The sequence below is a fragment of the Kitasatospora sp. NBC_01302 genome (assembly GCF_035976515.1).
Classification (GTDB): Bacteria; Actinomycetota; Actinomycetes; order Streptomycetales; family Streptomycetaceae; genus Kitasatospora.
Window position 1 is genome coordinate 3002842 of sequence record NZ_CP108404.1, and the last position, 18269, is coordinate 3021110.

The 18269-nt window shown below is 72.9% G+C and carries 16 protein-coding genes; 8 read left to right on the top strand and 8 right to left on the bottom strand.

The features are described from left to right. Positions 1 to 66 precede the first annotated feature (66 nt). Both eccCa and OG294_RS12315 read left to right on the top strand, forming a co-directional pair. Complete coding sequence (eccCa, locus tag OG294_RS12310; protein ID WP_442789145.1) at positions 67 to 4023, top strand: type VII secretion protein EccCa; 3957 nt, start codon at positions 67 to 69, stop codon at positions 4021 to 4023. Between the two features lie 64 nt (positions 4024 to 4087). Then, positions 4088 to 6754, top strand: coding sequence for a hypothetical protein (locus OG294_RS12315; protein ID WP_327066518.1), 2667 nt, complete (start codon positions 4088 to 4090; stop codon positions 6752 to 6754). Between the two features lie 7 nt (positions 6755 to 6761). Here OG294_RS12315 and OG294_RS12320 read toward each other — a convergent pair whose 3' ends face one another. Continuing rightward, positions 6762 to 7433, bottom strand: coding sequence for a response regulator transcription factor (locus OG294_RS12320; RefSeq protein ID WP_327066519.1), 672 nt, complete (start codon positions 7431 to 7433; stop codon positions 6762 to 6764). Further along, the gene (locus OG294_RS12325; protein ID WP_327066520.1) at positions 7430 to 8644 is read right to left on the bottom strand and encodes a sensor histidine kinase; all 1215 of its coding nucleotides are present in this window, start codon (positions 8642 to 8644) and stop codon (positions 7430 to 7432) included. Before OG294_RS12325 ends, OG294_RS12320 begins: the two co-directional genes overlap by 4 nt. A gap of 132 nt (positions 8645 to 8776) precedes the next feature. Between OG294_RS12325 and OG294_RS12330 the strand changes: the two genes are divergently transcribed. From OG294_RS12330 to OG294_RS12350, 5 genes are all read left to right on the top strand, one after another. Then, the gene (locus tag OG294_RS12330) at positions 8777 to 9688 is read left to right on the top strand and encodes an ABC transporter ATP-binding protein (RefSeq protein WP_327066521.1); all 912 of its coding nucleotides are present in this window, start codon (positions 8777 to 8779) and stop codon (positions 9686 to 9688) included. Beyond that, positions 9685 to 10554 (top strand): ABC transporter permease subunit, encoded by an 870-nt coding sequence (locus tag OG294_RS12335; protein WP_327066522.1) that lies wholly within the window; start codon positions 9685 to 9687, stop codon positions 10552 to 10554. Before OG294_RS12330 ends, OG294_RS12335 begins: the two co-directional genes overlap by 4 nt. Positions 10555 to 10662: 108 nt before the next feature. Then, positions 10663 to 11544, top strand: a complete 882-nt coding sequence (locus OG294_RS12340) for a helix-turn-helix domain-containing protein (protein WP_327066523.1) — start codon at positions 10663 to 10665, stop codon at positions 11542 to 11544. Continuing rightward, positions 11541 to 11732: a DUF397 domain-containing protein gene (locus tag OG294_RS12345; RefSeq protein ID WP_327066524.1), complete on the top strand. Its 192-nt coding sequence runs from the start codon at positions 11541 to 11543 to the stop codon at positions 11730 to 11732. The genes OG294_RS12340 and OG294_RS12345 overlap by 4 nt, the downstream gene beginning before the upstream one ends. Before the next feature lie 17 nt (positions 11733 to 11749). Next, on the top strand, positions 11750 to 11938 hold the full coding sequence (locus OG294_RS12350) for a DUF397 domain-containing protein (protein ID WP_327066525.1): 189 nt from the start codon (positions 11750 to 11752) through the stop codon (positions 11936 to 11938). An 85-nt stretch (positions 11939 to 12023) separates the two neighbouring features. On the opposite strand, the gene OG294_RS12355 is transcribed toward OG294_RS12350, so the two are convergent. The 5 genes from OG294_RS12355 to OG294_RS12375 form a co-directional block, all read right to left on the bottom strand. Then, positions 12024 to 12329: a hypothetical protein gene (locus OG294_RS12355; RefSeq protein WP_327066526.1), complete on the bottom strand. Its 306-nt coding sequence runs from the start codon at positions 12327 to 12329 to the stop codon at positions 12024 to 12026. Positions 12330 to 12505: 176 nt separating this feature from the next. Further along, on the bottom strand, positions 12506 to 13303 hold the full coding sequence (locus OG294_RS12360) for an alpha/beta fold hydrolase (RefSeq protein ID WP_327066527.1): 798 nt from the start codon (positions 13301 to 13303) through the stop codon (positions 12506 to 12508). 55 nt (positions 13304 to 13358) lie between these two features. Continuing rightward, positions 13359 to 14372 carry a hypothetical protein gene (locus OG294_RS12365; RefSeq protein WP_327066528.1) on the bottom strand — a complete coding sequence of 338 codons (1014 nt, stop codon included), beginning with the start codon at positions 14370 to 14372 and terminating at the stop codon, positions 13359 to 13361. A 186-nt stretch (positions 14373 to 14558) separates the two neighbouring features. Then, the gene (locus OG294_RS12370) at positions 14559 to 14750 is read right to left on the bottom strand and encodes a ferredoxin (RefSeq protein WP_327066529.1); all 192 of its coding nucleotides are present in this window, start codon (positions 14748 to 14750) and stop codon (positions 14559 to 14561) included. Between the two features lie 146 nt (positions 14751 to 14896). After that, on the bottom strand, positions 14897 to 16462 hold the full coding sequence (locus tag OG294_RS12375) for a phytoene desaturase family protein (RefSeq protein WP_327066530.1): 1566 nt from the start codon (positions 16460 to 16462) through the stop codon (positions 14897 to 14899). Positions 16463 to 16673: 211 nt separating this feature from the next. Here OG294_RS12375 and OG294_RS12380 point away from each other — a divergent pair, with 211 nt between their 5' ends. Beyond that, positions 16674 to 17543 (top strand): TIGR03619 family F420-dependent LLM class oxidoreductase, encoded by an 870-nt coding sequence (locus OG294_RS12380; protein WP_327066531.1) that lies wholly within the window; start codon positions 16674 to 16676, stop codon positions 17541 to 17543. A 72-nt stretch (positions 17544 to 17615) separates the two neighbouring features. Here the strand turns inward: OG294_RS12380 and OG294_RS12385 are convergent, their stop codons facing one another. Further along, entirely contained in the window at positions 17616 to 18188 is a 573-nt protein-coding gene (locus OG294_RS12385) for a Uma2 family endonuclease (RefSeq protein ID WP_327066532.1), read from the bottom strand. Between the last annotated feature and the right edge of the window lie 81 nt (positions 18189 to 18269).

An 18269-nucleotide genomic window follows, 5' to 3' on the forward strand; every position in this document is an offset into this window, starting at 1 on the left:
TGAACCCGCCTCGCCCCACCACCCGTCACCTCCTGAGGACGGTTGCGCGAGCAAGGGAGCTGTTAGGTGAGCGTGGTCCTGGTCAACCGAACGCCTCGGCGTCCGGGGCCCGAGATGCCCGACGGCGAGATCCAGTTGCAGGAGCCGCCGGTCCTGCCGGAGAAGCAGAGCGGCATGTCCAGCATCATCAGCATGGCGCCGATGGCGCTCGGCTCGCTCTCCATGGTCTTCATGTTCCTGCGCCCGGGCGGTGAGGGCGGCGGCGCCATGAGCTACCTGGGGATGGGCATGATGGCGCTCTCCGCCATCGGCATGCTGGTCACCCAGCTGATCCGCGGCTCCAGCGACCGCAAGCAGCAGTTGCGCGGCGAGCGCCGCGACTACCTGCGCTACCTCTCGCAGATCCGTCGCCAGGTGCGCAAGTCGATCGCCGCGCAGCAGCAGGCACTGGCCTGGCGGCACCCGGAGCCGCGCGAGCTCTCCTCGCTGGTGGACACCTCCCGGCTGTGGGAGCGGCGCGCCGCCCACCCGGACTTCAGTGACGTGCGGATCGGTACCGGGCCGCAGCGCCTGGCCACCCCGCTCGCCCCGCTCTCCACCAAGCCGGTGGAGGACCTGGAGCCGCTCTGCGCGCACGCGCTGCGCCGCTTCATCCACGCCTACGGCACGCTGGACGACCAGCCGATCGCGATCCACCTGCGCGGCTTCGCGCAGGTGCTGCTGCGCGCCGACGATCCCTCCGCCGCCCGGGCGATGGTGCGCGCGATCCTGGCCCAGCTCACCGTGGTGCACGGCCCGGACGAGCTGCGGGTCGCCATCGTGGCGGCCCCGGAGCACCGCGCGCAGTGGGAGTGGGCCAAGTGGCTGCCGCACGCGCTGCACCCGAGCGAGAGCGACGGCGCCGGGCCGCTGCGCCTGGTGGCGGCCAGTCTGGGCGAGGCCGAGCAGCTGCTCGGTGAGGAGTTCACCGGCCGCCCGGGCTACGAGCCGGACGCCACGCCGAACCGCGACGAGCCGTTCACCGTCCTGGTGCTGGACGGCCCCGGGGCGCACGCGAGCAGCCGGGCCGTACTGACCGGCTACCGCAACACCGTGCTGATCGACCTGACCGAGAGCCTGGAGTGGCGCCCGGCCCGCACCACGCTGCGGCTGCGGATCACCGAGGGACGCCTCACGATGATCGGCGCGGACCGCAACCGCAAGGACACCGTCACCGACCTCGGCCGCCCCGACCTGCTGACCACCCGTCAGGCCACCCACCTGGCGACCCGGCTGGCCCGCTACCGGATCGGCGACACGGTGGAGGCCGCCGAGCCGCTGGCCACCGACTTCGACCTGACCGCGCTGCTCGGCATCGCGGACCTGCACAAGCTGGACGTCGAGGCGCTCTGGGCCCAGCGCGGCATCCCGCAGCGGCTGCGGGTGCCGCTGGGCCTGGGCCCGGACGGCCGCCCGGTGGACCTGGACCTCAAGGAGTCCGCGCAGGGCGGCATGGGCCCGCACGGCATGCTGATCGGCGCCACCGGCTCCGGCAAGTCCGAGCTGCTGCGCACCCTGGTGCTGGCGCTGGCCGTGACGCACTCCTCCGAGGTGCTCAACTTCGTCCTGGTCGACTTCAAGGGTGGCGCGACCTTCCTCGGCCTGGACGCACTGCCGCACACCTCGGCCGTGATCACCAACCTGGCCGACGAGGCCTCCCTGGTGGACCGGATGCGCGACGCGCTGCACGGCGAGATGGTCCGCCGCCAGGAGTGGCTGCGGGCAGCCGGCAACTACGCCTCGCTGCTCGAGTACGAGACCGCGCGAGCCAACGGCACCCCGCTGCAGCCGATGCCCGTGCTCTTCGTGGTGGTCGACGAGTTCAGCGAACTGCTCGCCGCGCACCGCGACTTCATGGAGCTGTTCATCATGATCGGCCGGCTCGGCCGCTCGCTGGGCGTGCACCTGCTGCTGGCCTCGCAGCGCCTGGACGAGGGCCGGATGAACGCGCTGGAGTCCCACCTCTCCTACCGGATCGGTCTGCGCACCTTCTCCGCGATGGAGAGCCGTGGCGTGCTCGGCGTCCCGGACGCCTACCAGCTGCCCTCGGCCCCCGGCAACGGCTTCCTGCGCAGCGACATCTCCACCCTGACCCGCTTCAAGGCGGCCTACGTCTCGGGCCCGTACAAGCCCAAGCGCCGGGCGGCCCAACAGGCGGTGCTCGAAGGCCAGGTGGTCGCGTACGGCACGAACTACGTGGCGCCCCAACAGCTTCCCGTCGTCGCCGAGGAGCCGGTGGAGGAGGAGGCGGCCGGCACGCTGCTGGAGATCGCGGCCGCCAAGCTCTACGACGTCGGCCCGCCCGCCTACCGGGTCTGGCTGCCGCCGCTGGACGTGCCGCCCACCCTGGACGAGCTGCTGCCGCCGCTCACCGCGCACCCCGAGCGCGGCCTGACCACCGAGGCGGCCCAGACGCACGGCGCGCTCAACGTCCCGGTCGGCGTGATCGACCGCCCGTTCCACCAGCTGCGCGACCTGATGACCGCCGACCTGTCGGGCGCCGGCGGCCACGTCGGCATCGCCGGCGCCCCGCAGAGCGGCAAGAGCACGCTGCTGCGGACCCTGATCACCGGTCTCGCGCTCACCCACACCCCGCGCGAGGTCCAGTTCTACTGCCTGGACTTCGGCGGCGGCACGCTCTCCACCCTGCGCGGCCTGCCGCACCTGGGCGGGGTGACCGGGCGGCACGACGGCGAGCGGGTGCTGCGCACCATCGCCGAGGTGAACGGGGTCATCACCCGGCGCGAGAAGTACTTCGCCGAGCTGGGCATCGACTCGATCGCCAACTTCCGCCGCCGCAAGGCGGCCGGCCAGCTGACCGAGGACCCGCACGGTGACGTCTTCCTGGTGATCGACGGCTGGAACACGCTGCGCCAGGAGTTCAACGACCTGGCCCAGGTGCTCACCCTGATCGCCCAGCGCGGCATCAACTACGGCGTCCACCTGATGGTCGCCACCACGCGCTGGGGCGAGGTCACCGCCGGACTGCGCGACCTGCTGCAGACCCGGTTCGAGCTGCGGCTGGGCGACCCGGTCGACTCGGTGATCAACATGCGCGCGGCGGGCAAGGTGCCCAAAAGTCCGGGCCGCGGCCTGACCGACGAGCAGCTGCACTTCCTCACCGCGCTGCCCCGGATCGACGGCACCGGCACCACCGAGGACCTCGGCGAGGGCATCGCCGACCTGGTCGACGCCATCGCCGCGCACTGGACCGGGCCGCGCGCCCCCGAGGTGCGGATGCTGCCGCTCACCCTGGACGCCGCCGACCTGCCGGCGCCCGAGGGACGCCTGCGGGTGCCGATCGGCCTGGAGGACACCGAGGTCGCGCCGCTCTGGCACGACTTCGAGGAGAACCCGCACCTGCTGGTCATCGGCGACACCGAGTCCGGCAAGACCAACCTGCTGAAGCTGATGGCCCAGTCCATCACCCGGGCCTACACGCCCGCCGAGGCCCGGATCATGGTGGTCGACTACCGCCGCGGGCTCTACGACGTGGTGCCCAAGGAGTACCAGCTCGGCTACGCGGTGGCCGTCGACATGCTGCGCCAGATCGTCGACGGCGCGGCGCGCGCGATGAAGAACCGGATCCCCGCCGACGACATCAGCCCCGCCCGGCTCAAGCTGCGCGACTGGTGGGAGGGTCCGGAGCTGTTCATCCTGGTCGACGACTACGACCTGGTCGGCGCGGGCTCCGGCAGCCACCCCTTCGCCGCGGTGCTCGACAACCTGGCCCAGGGCGCCGAGATCGGCCTGCACCTGATCGTGGCGCGCGGCGCCAACGGCATCGGGCGGGCGATGAGCGACCCGCTGCTGCGCAAGCTGCAGGAGGTCAACTCGCCGGCCCTGCTGATGTCCTGCCCGCCCTCCGAGGGCTACCTGTTCGGCAACATCAAGCCCAGGCAGCTCACCACCGGCCGCGGCCTCTACATCACCCGCCGGCGCACCGTGCAGGTGCAGACCGGGCACCTGGGCAAGGACGGGTGAACCGGCGGGGGTGACGGGCCCGTAGTCCCGGCTGGGGCTCACTCAGCAGAACGGAGGCCAGGCCATGGACTCGGCAAAATCCCAGGTCACCGAGCGGTCCACGTTGCGCGCGGTGGGTCCGCACTTCCTCATCGCGCCGCCGGGCGCCGAGCAGGAGGGCCTGGCCGCGGCCATGGGCCCGGTGCGCGCCGACCCCCGGGCCCTGGTGCTGCTCGCCGCCGCGCCGGACGCCGCCCCGGTGCTGCGCGAATCGCTGGGCGAGCTGACCCGCAACGCGGGTGCCCGGGGGGCCGACACCCTGGTGCTGGCCGCCTCCGGGCTCGGCGCGAGCGGCCCCGACGGCCGGCGTCCGGCCGAACTCCTGTCCCAGCGCACCGGGTTGACGGTGGTGGCACCCGACGCACTGGTCTCCATCGAGCCGGACGGGACCCTGCTGGTGACGGGCGGCTCCTGGTGGCGCTGCCGGCCGGCGGGCGAGCCCGAGGCGCTCGGCGAGCGCTGGCCGGGCGACGCGGCGATCAACCCGCTGCGCAGCGGCGGCGTCTGGATCACCGCCACCGCCCCCGCCTTCGCGCCCGCCATCCTCGACTTCGCCTCGGCGCCGACCGGGACCCTGCTCCTGGTGCTCGGCGAGCCCGGCGCGCCGCTGCCCACCGGCGTGCAACTCGCCTCGGTGGCAGCATCGCTGCTCGCCACCGCCGCCCCCACCGCCGGAGACCTGCGGCTGCTGCTCAGCGCCCCCTGGGCCGACCCCGTCGCCCTGGTCGAACTCTCCGCGATCCTGGCCGCCTCGCTCGACCGCGAGGTGCACGCCGCCATGGGCCTGCCGCTGCTCACCGCGAGCGGCTACTCCAGCGTGCACCTCGCCCCCGACGGCACGCCCGGCTGGGAGCCCTACCTGACCGAGCTGACCGCCTGCCCGGTCAGGCGCAGCGTGACCGCCGTCGCCTGGCGCGGCCACCCCTCCTGGGCACCGGCCGGACCGGCGCGCTACCACGCCTTCCCCGGCTGGGAGTTGGAGGCCATCTCGGCCGGCCTCTGGCTGCGCCCGGCGATCGGCACCGCCGACCGCGCCCCCCGGTTGCGCCGACCCGACCCGGCGCAGCCGGTGCTGGTGGTCGGCGCGGCCGGGTTCCCGGTGACCCAGGAGGTCTGGGAGCACCTGGGCACGCTGCTCCCGGGCTTCCCCCCGCTCGGCGCCGGGCCGAGCGGGCCGCTGGGGCTGGCGGTCGCGGTGGCGGGGTCGATGGACGCCGAGTCGGAGACGGTGGGGCGGTTCAGCGCACGGATCCACAAGCTCACCTGGCTGGGCACGGAGGGGGCGGTGCGGCGGGCGGCGCCTGCGGCTGTTCCGGCGCCGGTAGCGGAGCCGGTACCGGTAGCGGAGCCGGTGGTTGTTCCGGCCCCGGCGCCCGTCGCACCCCTCGCGCCGGAGCCGGAGCTCCCCATCCCGATCCCCACCGCGTCGGAGATGGCAGGCCTGGCCATTCCCATCCCCACCTCGGCCGACCGGCCCACCACGATGCTGAGCACGGCCAACCCGGACGACGTCCCCACCCTCTCCATGTCCCCGGTCCGCACCCCGACCCCCGAGCCCGAGCCGACGCCTGCCCCCGAGCCCGCCCGCGAGCCCGAGCCGACGCCCGAACCCGAGCCGACCCCTGAGCCTGCCCCCACCCCCGAGCCCGAGCCGGCACCCGAGCCCGCCCGCGAACCCGAGCCGGCACCCGAACCCGAGCCCACCCCCGTCCCGGAGCCGGAGCCCACGCCCGAGCCGACGCCTGCCCCCGAGGCGACCTCCGTCCCGGAGCCCGTCCGCGAGCCCGAGCCCGAGCCCGAGCCCGTCCCGGAGCCGGAGCCCACGCCCGAACCTGAACCCACCCCCGAGCCGACCCCTGCCCCGGAGCCCACCCCCGAGCCCGAGCCGACCCCTGCCCCTGAACCCCTCCCCGAGCCCGCCCCGGCCCCGGAACCCGCTCCCACCCCACCCACTCCCACACCCGCTCCCGCCCCCTCCACCACCCCCTACGAGGACCGCGAGGCCCTGGTCGCCCTCCTCGGCCAGCCCTACATCCGCTGGGCCAGCCGCGCCGACCAGGTGGCCACCCGCCTCCCCGGCCTGCGCCCGGCCGCCGGCGAGGACCTCCGCCCCGAGCTCGTCGCCGTGCTGCTCCACCACGTCGACGCCCCCGTCCCCGCCTCCCGCACCGCGCTGGCCGCCGCCGCCCGCTCCGGCAACCCGGGCACCCTGCTCCCCTACCTGCGCTGCCTCGCCGCCGGCCTGCGCCGACTGCCCAGCCACCACGGCGCGGTGCTGGTCGGCGCCCCGCCGGGCCCCTTCGAGCTGGACCGCTACACCCCGGGCGCGCTGCTCACCGAGTCCGCCCCGATCAGCGGGATCAGCGCCGTGGCAGCCGACCTGGGCGAGGACGTCGAGGTCGAGTTCGCCCTCTGGTCCGCCACCGGCCGCCGCACCTCGGCCTTCGGCGAGCCCGGTGAGCAGCCCACCGTGGTCTTCGCCCCGGGCAGCACCTTCGAGGTCCTGGAAGTCGAGCCCGCCGACCTCTCGGTCAACCGCCCGACCCGCGTCCTGCTCCACGAGATCGCCGGCCCCCGCCCGTCCCCCGAGCGCCTGCGCGCCTGGCTCGCCCGCCGCGACGCCACCACCCCCGACGCCCGCGTCCGCCCGGCCCACCCGGACCACTTCCACCTCGACCTCGGCGCCGCCTGACCAGGCCCTACCCCCGCTCCCCCACCCTCACCAGCCCCAGCTCGTACGCCGTGATCACCAGCTGCACCCGATCGCGCGCCGCCAACTTGCTGAACAGCCGCGCCACATGGGCCTTGGCCGTGGCCACGCTGATGAACAGCTCGGCCGCGATCTCGCTGTTGGAGAGCCCCCGCCCCACCAGCGTCAGCACCTCGCGCTCGCGCTCGGTGATCCCCTCGACCGCCGGTGGCACGTGCAGGGCTCCCGGCCGCTCGGGCCGGCTGACGAACTCCTCGATCAGCCGCCGCGTGACAGCCGGCGCGATCAGCGCGTCCCCGGCGGCGACCACCCGGATGCCGCCGAGGATGTCCTCCAGCGCCATGTCCTTGACCAAAAACCCGCTCGCCCCGGCGCGCAGCGCGGCGTAGACGTAGTCGTCCTCGTCGAAGGTGGTCAGCATCAGCACCCGCACCGGACCGCCCCCGGCGGTGATCGCCCGGGTGGCCTCGATCCCGTCCATGCCGGGCATCCGGATGTCCATCACCACCACGTCCGGCTGCTCCTCCAGGGCCAGCCGCACCGCCTCGGTCCCGGTCCCCGCCTCGCCGACGACCACCAGGTCCTCGGTGTCCGCCGCCAGCACCCGCAGCCCGGCCCGCACCAGCGGCTGGTCATCGGCCAGCACCACCCGTACCGTCATCGGCTCCCCGCCCCCGCTCCTGCTCCCGCACGCGCACCCGCCACCAGCGGCAGCCGCGCCGCCACCCGGTACCCGCCCCCGTCCCGCGGCCCGGCCGCGAACTCACCGTGCAACAGCGCCACCCGCTCACGCATCCCGATCAGCCCGTACCCGGCCCCACTCATACCCACGTTGCCACCACCGCTCCCGCGATCCGTGATCTCGATGACCAACTCCTCCTCCCGGCAGTCGACCAGCACCTGACAGGACATCACTCCGGCATGCCGCACCACGTTGGTGAGCCCCTCCTGGATGATCCGGAAGGCGGCCAGGTCGACTTCCGGCGCCAGCGCACGCCGCTCCCCGGTCCACCGCACCGCGACCCGCACCCCCGCCTGCCCGGTCGCCTCCGCCAGCCGCCCGACGTCCCCGAGACCGGGCGCCGGCTCCCGCGGCGAGGCTCCCGCGGTCTGGCCCGCGACCGGCTGGCGCAGCGCGCCGAGGGTGCGCCGCAGCCCCGCCAGGGTCTCCCGGCTGGTCGCCTCGATCGCCCGCAGCGCATTGCGGGCCTCCTCCGGCTGGGTGTCCATCACCCGGCTGCCCACCCCGGCCTGGATCGCGATGATGCCGATGCTGTGCGCGACCATGTCGTGCAACTCGCGGGCGATCTGCAGTCGTTCGGCCGTGGCCGCCTGAGCGGCGCGTTGGCTGCGCAGCGACTCGGTGTAGGCGCGGTGCTGGTGCAGGTAGCGGCCGACCAGCCAGGCGAGGCAGGTCGCCAGCAGGTAGACGAGCGCCAACGGAACCCCCAGCGAGTAGTCGAACCCGCGGTACCCGAGGCCGTGCGCCCCGAGCCAGTTGGGCACCGCGCCCGCCATCGCGACGCAGATCAGCGCCGCGCTCCAGAGCGACTCCCGGCGCGGCCTGCTGCGGGCGATGTACACCAGCGCCAGGTCCGCGGCCAGGCACTCGATCGCCCCGAACCACCACCACCAGAACGTCACGACCCCGAAGTACGCGGCGCCCAGCATCAACGCCAGCCCGAGCAGCGGCTGTCGGCGCAGCAGCACCAGCGGCAGCAGCGTGGCGAGCACGGGAAGGACCGCCTGCGTACCCGCCTGCACCCCGGGGCGCACGGTCAGCAACAGCGCGACGGGCGAGGCCAGCACCACTCCCCACACCAGGCCGGTCCATACCCTGGCAGGTATCCGCTTGAGCAAGGGTGTTTTCACCCCGCGATGGTAGCCGTCAGCCCGCTGACCAGGCATGGGCCCACGGGCTTACACCCCGGGGCTACCCTGCCCCCACCGGTGCAGCCCACGGCCCCATGCGCGGCGGCACCGCCGGGGGGCACGGTGGATCCCGTGATCGAAGTCAACGAACTGACGAAGCGTTACGGCCGCACCACCGCCGTCAACCAGCTGAGCTTCACCGTCCGCCCGGGCCACGTCACCGGGTTCCTCGGCCCCAACGGCGCGGGCAAGAGCACCACGCTGCGCCTGCTGCTCGGCCTCAACTCGCCCACCAGCGGCACCGCCACCATCGACGGACGCCCCTTCCAGCACCACCCGCGCGGCCTGCGCCACGTCGGCGCCCTGCTCGACGCGAGCGACGTGCACGGCGGACGCAGCGCCCGGGCCCACCTGACGGCGCTGGCCCAGAGCAACCGGATCCCGCGCACCCGGGTCGAGGAGGTGCTGCGCGAGGTCGGCCTGGCCGGCGCGGCGGGGCGCCGGATCGGCGGCTTCTCGCTCGGCATGCGCCAACGCCTGGGCATCGCCACCGCGTTGCTCGGCGACCCGCCGGTGCTGCTCTTCGACGAGCCGTTCAACGGCCTCGACCCCGAGGGCGTGCTCTGGGTGCGCGGCCTCTTCCAGCGGCTGGCCGCCGAGGGGCGCACCGTCTTCGTCTCCAGCCACCTGATGAGCGAGATGGAGAGCACCGCCGAGCAGTTGATCGTGATCGGCCGCGGCGAACTCCTCGCGGACGCCACCATCGCGGAGTTCGCGGCCCGCGCCACGGGGGCGAGCGTGGCCGTCCGCACCCCGCAGGCCGCCGCACTGACCGCCCTGCTGCTCGGCCACGGCGCCGGCGTCCACCAGGACGGGCCCGACCAGCTCACGGTGACCGGCCTGGACGCCGACCGGGTCGGCGAACTCGCCTTCCAGCACCAGCTGCGACTGAACGAACTGACCACCCGCCACGCCTCGTTGGAGCAGGCGTTCATGGAACTGACCGCCGACAGCGTCGAATACCTCGCCGGAGACCCCCGATGACCGCCCTTCACGCCTCGATCTCCACCCCGGCCTCCCCGCAGATCGTCGACGATCCCCGCGCCCGGTTCCGCGACCTGCTCGCCTCCGAGTGGACCAAGCTCTGGTCCCTGCGCTCGATCCGCTGGGCCCTGCTGACCACCGTGCTGGCGGTGCTCGCCATCAGCGCCAACGCGGCCCGCTCCGACCTCAGCAACTGGCCCGACTATCCGCCGTCGACCAAGGCCGACTTCGTCCCGCTCTGGTCGATGGGCGACGCGTTCCCCAACAACTCCTCGTTCATCCTGGCCCTGGCCACCGGCAGCATCGGCGCCATCGCGATCGTCGGCGAGTACAGCAGCGGCATGATCCGCACCACCTTCGCGGCCGTCCCGGCCCGCCGGGCGGTACTGGCCGCCAAGGTGGTCGTGCTGACCGCGCTGATGCTGGTCGCGGGCCTGGTGATGGCCTTCGGCTCGTTCTGGATCTCCCAGGCCATCCTGTCCACCCAGCACATCGGCATCTCGATCAGCCAGCCGCACGCCCTGCGCTGCATCCTCGCGGACGCGGTGTTCCCGGTGGTCTGCGCGCTGGTCGGGCTCGGCCTCGGTGCCCTCATCCGGCACAGCGCGACCACCATGGTGATGGTATCCGTGGCGCTCCTCCTGCTGCCGACCCTCCTCAACAGCAGCCTCCACCAGTGGGTCATCGACCTCCACAACGCCACACCCATCGCCGCCTGGCAGCGCCTGGTCTTCGTCCTCGATGCCGACATGCTGGGCGACCCGGGCTTCCACCCGACGCTGACGGGGTCAGCCGTGGTCTTCCTGCTCTGGCCGCTGGTCGCGGTGCTGCTCCCCCTCCTGATCGTCCGCCACCGGGACCACTGACTACCGACTACTCCAAACGAGTTCAGTTCCGCTGTTCCCCGTCCGCCGCGCACGGCCGCGCGTACGCTCGCCAGCAAACGAACGCACGCGGGCGAGGCGGTGGTCACGGTGACCGTTCCGGAGGGGCAGATCCCGGAGCAGCCAATCGAGTTGGATGATGACGAAGCTGCGGACGAGTCCCAGGCGCTCTCCACCATCCTGGGCAAACAACTGAAGATCCTGCGCGAACGTAAGGGCCTGACCCAGCGCGAACTGGCCGTCCGGCTCGGCTACAGCGAAGACTTGATCTCCTCCATCGAACGCGGTCGCCGCAATGCGCAGGAGGACCTGCTCATCGCTGCTGACGACTTCCTGGACGCCGGAGGCCTACTGAAGGCCGGCGTCGAGGACACGAAGAAGGCCAAGAAACCACGTGTGCGGCATCCGGTCTTCTTCCGGGACTACGCCCGCCTGGAGCCGGAGGCAGTGGAGCTGAACTACTACAGCACCATGGCCGTCCCTGGACTGCTACAGACCCCCGAGTATGCCCGCCACCTCTTCAATGTCCGGCGCCCACTCTGGGATGAGCAGACAATCGAGTGGCGCCTGGCAGCGCGCTTGGCCCGGCAGGAAATCATGAACCGAAAGTGGCCACCACCCATGGTGAGCTGTCTCATCGAAGAGTCGGTCCTGCAACGCCCGATCGGCGGCAGGCAGATTCAGAAAGGACAGTTGGAAAGCCTCCTGACGTTCAGTACGTTGAGAAACGGCGAACTCCAGGTCATGCCGACAAGCTGTCAGGATCACACCGCCCTTGACGGATCCTTCACCTTGCTGACTCCCAAGGGCGGACCGCAGGTTGGCTACGTCGAAGTCCAGCAGGTCAGCCGCCTGATCACCGATTTCGAGGAGGTCCGGCTGCTCGCTGCGAAGTATGGGACCATGCGAGCGCAAGCACTCACGCCTCGGGAGTCACAGACCCTGATCGAGAAGATGCTGGGAGAACTATGAACATCGAAGCGCCCCAACTCGCCTGGTTCAAGAGCAGCTACAGCGGCAATGAGGGCGGCGAGTGCATCGAAATCGCCGCCACCCCCAGCACCATCCACATCCGCGACTCCAAAGACCAGGCCGGACCCCAGCTCACCATCACCCCCACCAGCTGGACCGCCTTCCTCACCCTCGCCACCACCCTCTAACCCCCCGAGGAGCGACAGTGGCCAGCACCCAACTCACCTGGTTCAAGAGCAGCTACAGCGGCGGCGAAGGCGGCGAGTGCATCGAAATCGCCGCCACCCCCAACACCATCCACATCCGCGACTCCAAAGACCAGGCCGGACCCCAGCTCACCATCACCCCCACCAGCTGGACCGCCTTCCTCACCCTCGCCACCACCACCCTCTAACCCCGCACCCGCACCTGCACCTGCACCTGCACCACGGCCCGGCCGATCCCCGCCGATCGTCCGGGCCGCTGCTGTCGCGGGCTGCTCAGCGATCGCCGCCCCGCCTGGCACGGGAGCCGAAACGCGTCGGCGGCCCGCTGACCACCAGCAGCACGAGCCCGAGCAGCAGCAGGCCCCCGATGCCCCACGCCCACCAGCGCAGGGCGCCGTCGGAGACTCCGAGCATGACCAGGAGCGTGCCCATCACGATCCCCAGGCCGCTCAGGAGGCCCGCCCACCCGGCAGCACGGGGCCGCTTGTAGCCGGCCGCCTGCCACCCCCGCAGGGTCGCCACTCCCGTGGTCATGACCGCACCGCCCATGACCAGCCCACTCCACAACGGCATACTCATGGCGCTCCCTCCCCCCCCTGGGGCCCCGGACGCGTGAGGCCGCTCGCCCTCACTCTGCCACCGCCCTCGGACCGCTGAACCACTCAACCACTCAACCGCCGGGCGGCTGCGCCCGGACACACAACGGCCCGGACGATCCCCCACAGATCGTCCGGGCCATCGCCCTGCCCGCCCGGTCAGTCCCGGCCGGACAGGTGCTCCAGGAGCCGCGGGATCACCAGCTCGGGGACCTCCTCGGGCAGCCAGTGACTGGCACCCACCAACTCCTCGAACCGGTACGGGCCGTCCACCCAAGCTCCCGTGGCCTCGGCCGCACCACGCCCCAGCGCCAAGTCCCCGCTCCCCCACAGGAACAGGGTCGGCACGGTGATCCGACCGGCCTCGACGGCCAGCGGACCAGACGGTGCCCGGTACCAGTTCAGCGTGGCGGTGAGCGCCCCGGGCTCGGAGAGCCGCCGGACGTTCTCCTCCACCAACTCCGCCGCCACCCGACCACCGTAGACGCCCCGCAGCCGCGCCGCGCCCTCGGCGAGCAGGCGCTCCTCCGCGACACCGCCCTCCCTGCGGAACACGCGCACGTAGTCGAGCCGGCGGTCCTGCTCCTCGTCCTCGGCGGCGGCTTGGGCGAGCGCGTTCGGGTGCGGAGTGGCCAGCACGGTCAGCGACTTGAGCCGCTCCGGATGCTCGGCGGCGAGCACCCAGGCCACCAGGCCGCCCCAGTCGTGGGCGACCAGGTGGAACCGCTCGGCGCCCTGCGCGTCGGCGAAGGCCAAGGCATCCGCGACCAACTCGGTCACCGCGTAGTCGGCGACCTCGCCGGGCCGGGCACCGGGGGCGTATCCCCGCTGGTCGACAGCGACGGCCCGCAGGCCGGCCGAGCCCAGCGCGTGCAGCACCGGCGTCCAGCAGTCCGCGAACTCGGGCCAGCCGTGCAGCAACAGCACGAGCTCGCCCTCGACCGGGCCAGCCGCCAACGCACCATGCGCATGCGGGCCCACTTGAATGGTGACCCGCTCAAGAACGGGCTTCTCACGACCCATCAGCACGCAACTCCCGCTCGATCAGGCTACCGAGATCCTCCCCGGCACTCACCGTACTCGGCCACCACCCATCGCTCCCACCCGCCTCACGCGTCACCTCGCGCGCCACCTCAGGCCTCGCACCGGGCCGCACGGCGGGCTGCGCCGGAACCCCGGGTGCGACCGACCGCGCCTTCCGCACCCCTGGCACCAGATTCCCCTGCACCTCATCCGCCCCAGCAGGCCGCACCGCACGCTCCGCCGGAGTCCCCGGCATCCCCGGAACCGGCAGCACCCCGCGCTCGGCCCTGACGACCCCCTGCCCCGCTCCGAGCTGCCCCGGAACTCCCGGGGAGGTCTGCTGCCCCCTACCCATCGGCCCACGCTCCCCTGCGGCGGCACCAGTGGCCGGCGCCTCCCCGCCCGCCGGAGCCACCGGGCCGGAACGCCGCCAAGCGGGCACCAGCCTGGGCTGCACAGCCTGCTGCGCACCGGACCACTCCGCCTCCGAGGTCCCCGTCCGCCACCCCTGCTCAGACCCCGCCCCCGACCCCGACCCCGCCCCCGCGACCGGCACCCCCGGCACTCCCGGCACCGCCCCGAACCCCGCCCCCGACCCCGTCGAGGTCCGCACATGCTGCGTCGCGGCCGTCACCGGCGCAACCCCGGGCGCCGCGCGCCGCTCGACCTTCTCCGCCACCACCTGGTCCAGCCGCACCACGAAGTTGGGGTAGTCCATCGCCTTCCCGGGCCAGTGGCAGTCGTTGCTGGTCAGCACCTGACTGCGCACCCCACCCTGCTCGGTGACCGGCCCGGGAATGGTCCGCAGGTTCTGCTCCCAGTTGCGCCCCCACAACAGGTGCTCCAGCGCGAGGCCCCAGCTCTCCATGTCGACCTCGATGCTGGCCCCGGCCACCCCGGGCAGCACCTTGGCGCCGTACTTCCCCCGCACCACCGCGCGCTGCTCGAAGTCGGCGTTCTTGCTCAGCACGGTGATCCGCCACGCACCTTCGAACCTGAGCACCGCTGTCCTCCCGAGGTTGCCGCACACACGATGGGCAGCACACGCGCCCACCCCGAACAACGCCCCGGACCACTCCTCGGTTCACCGCCCCGCGCCGCGCGGCGAACGGGCCGGCCACGGCCGCCAACACCCGGCCACGACCGGCCCGTTCCGGACCTCTGCCCGTTCCGGACCTCTACTCGCCCGCTACTCGCCGATCTTGATGGCCTGCACCGGACACCCCCGCACGGCCTCCTTCACCATCGGGTCGCCCGCGCCGTCCTGCGCCCCGGCGATGATCTCGGCGTATCCGTCGTCGTTCAGGGTGAACACCTTCGGTGCGGTCACCTCGCACATCCCGGAGCCAATGCAGTGGTCATGGTCCACGGAGATTCTCATCGTGCCTCCACAGCTAGGACGTCAGCTCGATCGTCAACAGCGGTCGAAGCATAGGGACCGGCATGACCAGCCGTCAGGCGATTGCCCGGACCCGCGATCTCAACCCCCAACCCAACCCCTGCTCCCCCTCCAACCCTCCCCGCCCCTCACCGCCCCAGCACCGCCATCGCCGCGTTGTGGCCGGGGATGCCGCTGACCCCGCCGCCCCGCGCCGCACCCGACCCGCACAGCAGCACGTTGGCGTGGGCGGTCCCGACCCCCCACCGGGCCGCCGCCCCTTCCCCCTCGCTCTCCCCTTCCCCCTCCCCGCTGCCCTCCGCGTAGGGGAAGTCGAGCGCGGTGTGGAAGATGTTGCCGCCGGGCAGCCCGATCTCCCGCTCCACGTCCAGCGGGCTCTTGGCCTCCAAGCACGGACGGCCGTCGCTGTCGAGGGCCAGGCAGTCGGCGATCGGCTCGGCGAGGTGGGAGTCGAGCTGGTCCAGCGTGGCCCGGAGCAGCTGCTCGCGCGTGGTCCCGTGGTCGGCGGTGAACAGCCGGGCGGGAGCGTGCAGGCCGAAGAGGGTGAGGGTGTGATACCCCTCGCGGGCCGGCTCGGGGCCGAGGATGGAGGGGTCCGTCAGCGAGTGGCAGTAGATCTCCGACGGCGGGGCCGACGGGATCCGGCCCGCGTCCGCCTGCCGGTAGGCGGTCTCCAACTCCTCGTACCCCTCGCTGATGTGGAAGGTCCCCGCAAAGGCGGCGCGCGGTTCGACGGCGCTGTCGCGCAGCCTCGGCAGCCGCCGCAGCAGCATGTTGACCTTGAGCTGGGACCCCTCGGACGGCGGCGGAGCCTGCTCCCCCAGCAGCCGGGCCAGCTCGTGCGGAGCGGCGTTGACCAGGACGTACCGCGCCGCGAACGTGCCGCCCGTGGAGGCCACTTCGGCCGTCCTGCCGTCCGTGGCGATGCCCGTCACCTCACACGCGGTGCGGATGTCCGCACCAGCCGCACGGGCCGCGTCGGCGAGGGCGTCGGTCAGGGCTCCCATCCCGCCCACGGGGACGTCCCAGTCGCCGGTGCCACCGCCGATCACGTGGTAGAGGAAGCAGCGGTTCTGCCGCAGGGAGGGGTCGTGGGCGTGGGTGAAGGTGCCCACGAGCGCGTCGGTGAGCACCGTGCCGCGCACCAGGTCGTCCTCGAAGGCCGCCTCGATCGCCTCGCCGATGGGGCGCTCGAAGAGCGCCTCCCAGGCCGCCGGATCATCAACGCGGGCACGGAGTTCGCCGCGCGTGGGCAGCGGCTCCGTCAGGGTCGGAAAGACCCGCTCGGCCACCTGCCCGAGCATGCCCTGGAACCGCTGCCAGGAGTCGAACTCCTTGTCCGAGCCGGTGAACCGGGCGAACGACTCGCGGGTGCGCACCGGATCGCGCTCCACCAGCAGCCCGGTCGGCCGCCCGGCCCGCACGGCGGGTGAGTAGGAGGCGACCGCACGCTTGCGCACGGCGAAGCGCAGACCGAGGTCCGTCACGATCTTCGACGGCAGCAGGCTGACCAGATAGGAGTAGGCCGAGACCCGGGCGTCGACCCCGGGGAACAGCCGCGTGGAGACCGCCGCACCCCCGGTCCGCCCGAGCCGCTCCAGCACGACCACCCGCCGCCCGGCCCGGGCCAGATAGGCCGCCGCGACCAGCCCGTTGTGGCCACCACCGACGATCACCGCGTCATACGTCGCCATACCCCTTGGTAACACGCAGCCATCCCGACCGGCTAGGTGCGTGTCCGACCCGACCCGGTCCTGCCGGGCTCCTGGCTCCGCACTCCGAGCGCGAGCGTTGGCGACCGCCGCGCCGTCCTCGTTACGATCGACGGGTAGGCCCCCAGTCCCGTCGGGTGAGCCCCTCCCCGGTTCCCGCCCGTACGGCGGTGCGGCCGCAGGAGGTGGGACGATGCAGATCGGACTGCACGCGCTGGGCATCGGAGACGGCGCCCGCCCCGAGGTGATCCGGGCGGTGGCGAGCACCGCCGAGGCCCGCGGTTTCGCGCGGCTCTGGGTGGGCGAGCACGTGGTGCTGGTGGACGAACCACGGTCCCGCTACCCCTATGCCGCCGACGGCAGCATTCCCGTCCCCGCCGATGCCGACTGGCTGGACCCGCTGCTCACCCTCGCCTTCGCCGCGGCGGCGACCAGCCGGATCGAGCTGGCCACCGGTGTCCTGCTGCTGCCCGAGCACAACCCGGTGCTGGTCGCCAAGCAGGCCGCGACGCTGGACGTGCTCTCCGCGGGGCGGTTCACCCTCGGCGTCGGCGTCGGCTGGTCCGCCGAGGAGTTCGCCGCGCTCGGCGTGCCCTTCGCCCGTCGCGGCCGGCGCACGGCGGAGTACCTCGCCGCGATGCGGGTGCTCTGGTCCGACGATGTCGCCTCCTTCGAGGGGGAGTTCGTCCGCTTCGAAGGGATCAGGGTCAACCCCCGGCCGGTGCGGGACCGGCAGCTGCCGGTCGTGCTGGGCGGCAACAGCGAGGCGGCCCTGCGCCGGGCGGCCACCCTCGCAGACGGCTGGTACGGCTTCAACCTCCCGGCCGCCGAGGTCGCCGCCCACGTCAACACCCTTGCCGCACACGGCGCGCGGCTCGACCAGGGCCCTGCGGGCTTCTCGGTCGCGGTCGCCCTGACCGACGGCACCCCGGACCTGCTCCCCGCGCTGGCCTCGGCAGGAGTGACCGAACTGGTCGTGGTCGGCGCCCCACCAGCCGCCCCGCGCGAAGCCGCCGCCTGGGTCGACGCCCTCGCCGCCCACTGGCTCCACCCCGCCCACTGAGCAGCCCTCCGGGCGGCAGCTACCCCTGGACCACGACGTTCCGGTGGACTGCCCGACGGGACCGCCCGCAGCTCACCGGACCCACTCCTTGAGCGGCTCCGTCTCCAGCGTGATCCCCACCGGGTCCGGCAGCGTCACCGACTTCCCGAACGGCACGATCTGGAGGTTCTCGTACCGGACCCCGTCGGGCTCGCTGTAGACCTTCACCTCACACGAATCCCGGTCGATCAGCAGATAGACCGGGATCCCGGCCACCGCATAGACACGCGGCTTCTCAACCCTCGCCGAGCGATCGGCGTCAGCCTCGCCCGCCGTGGCCTCCACCGCCATCAGCACGTCCCCGGCGCTCGCCCACTCCCCCAGCCCCGCGAAGGCATCACTCACAGCGAACACCCGATCCGGGCAGGCGTACCCGGCTGGAATCCGCAGGCCCTGCTTGTGCAGGAACGCCTCCGGCCGCTCCATCAGCAGGACCCGTGTCAGCCACCCGACCATCGTCGCGTGGCTGCCGTCCGCTCCTGGCTTTGCCCGCAGCTTCCCGTCCAGATACTCAAGCCGCAGCCCCTCCGCCACCCGGTGGGCAGCACGGGCGAGTTCCTCGAACGCCTCGGGCCACAGCTGCGCCCGATCACCGCTCCCGATCACGGGCAGAACCTCCCTCTACCAAGCTGTTCCGCCCACGACCCTAGCCACCCGCCTCCTCAGATGTCCCGGACCGTCGCGTTC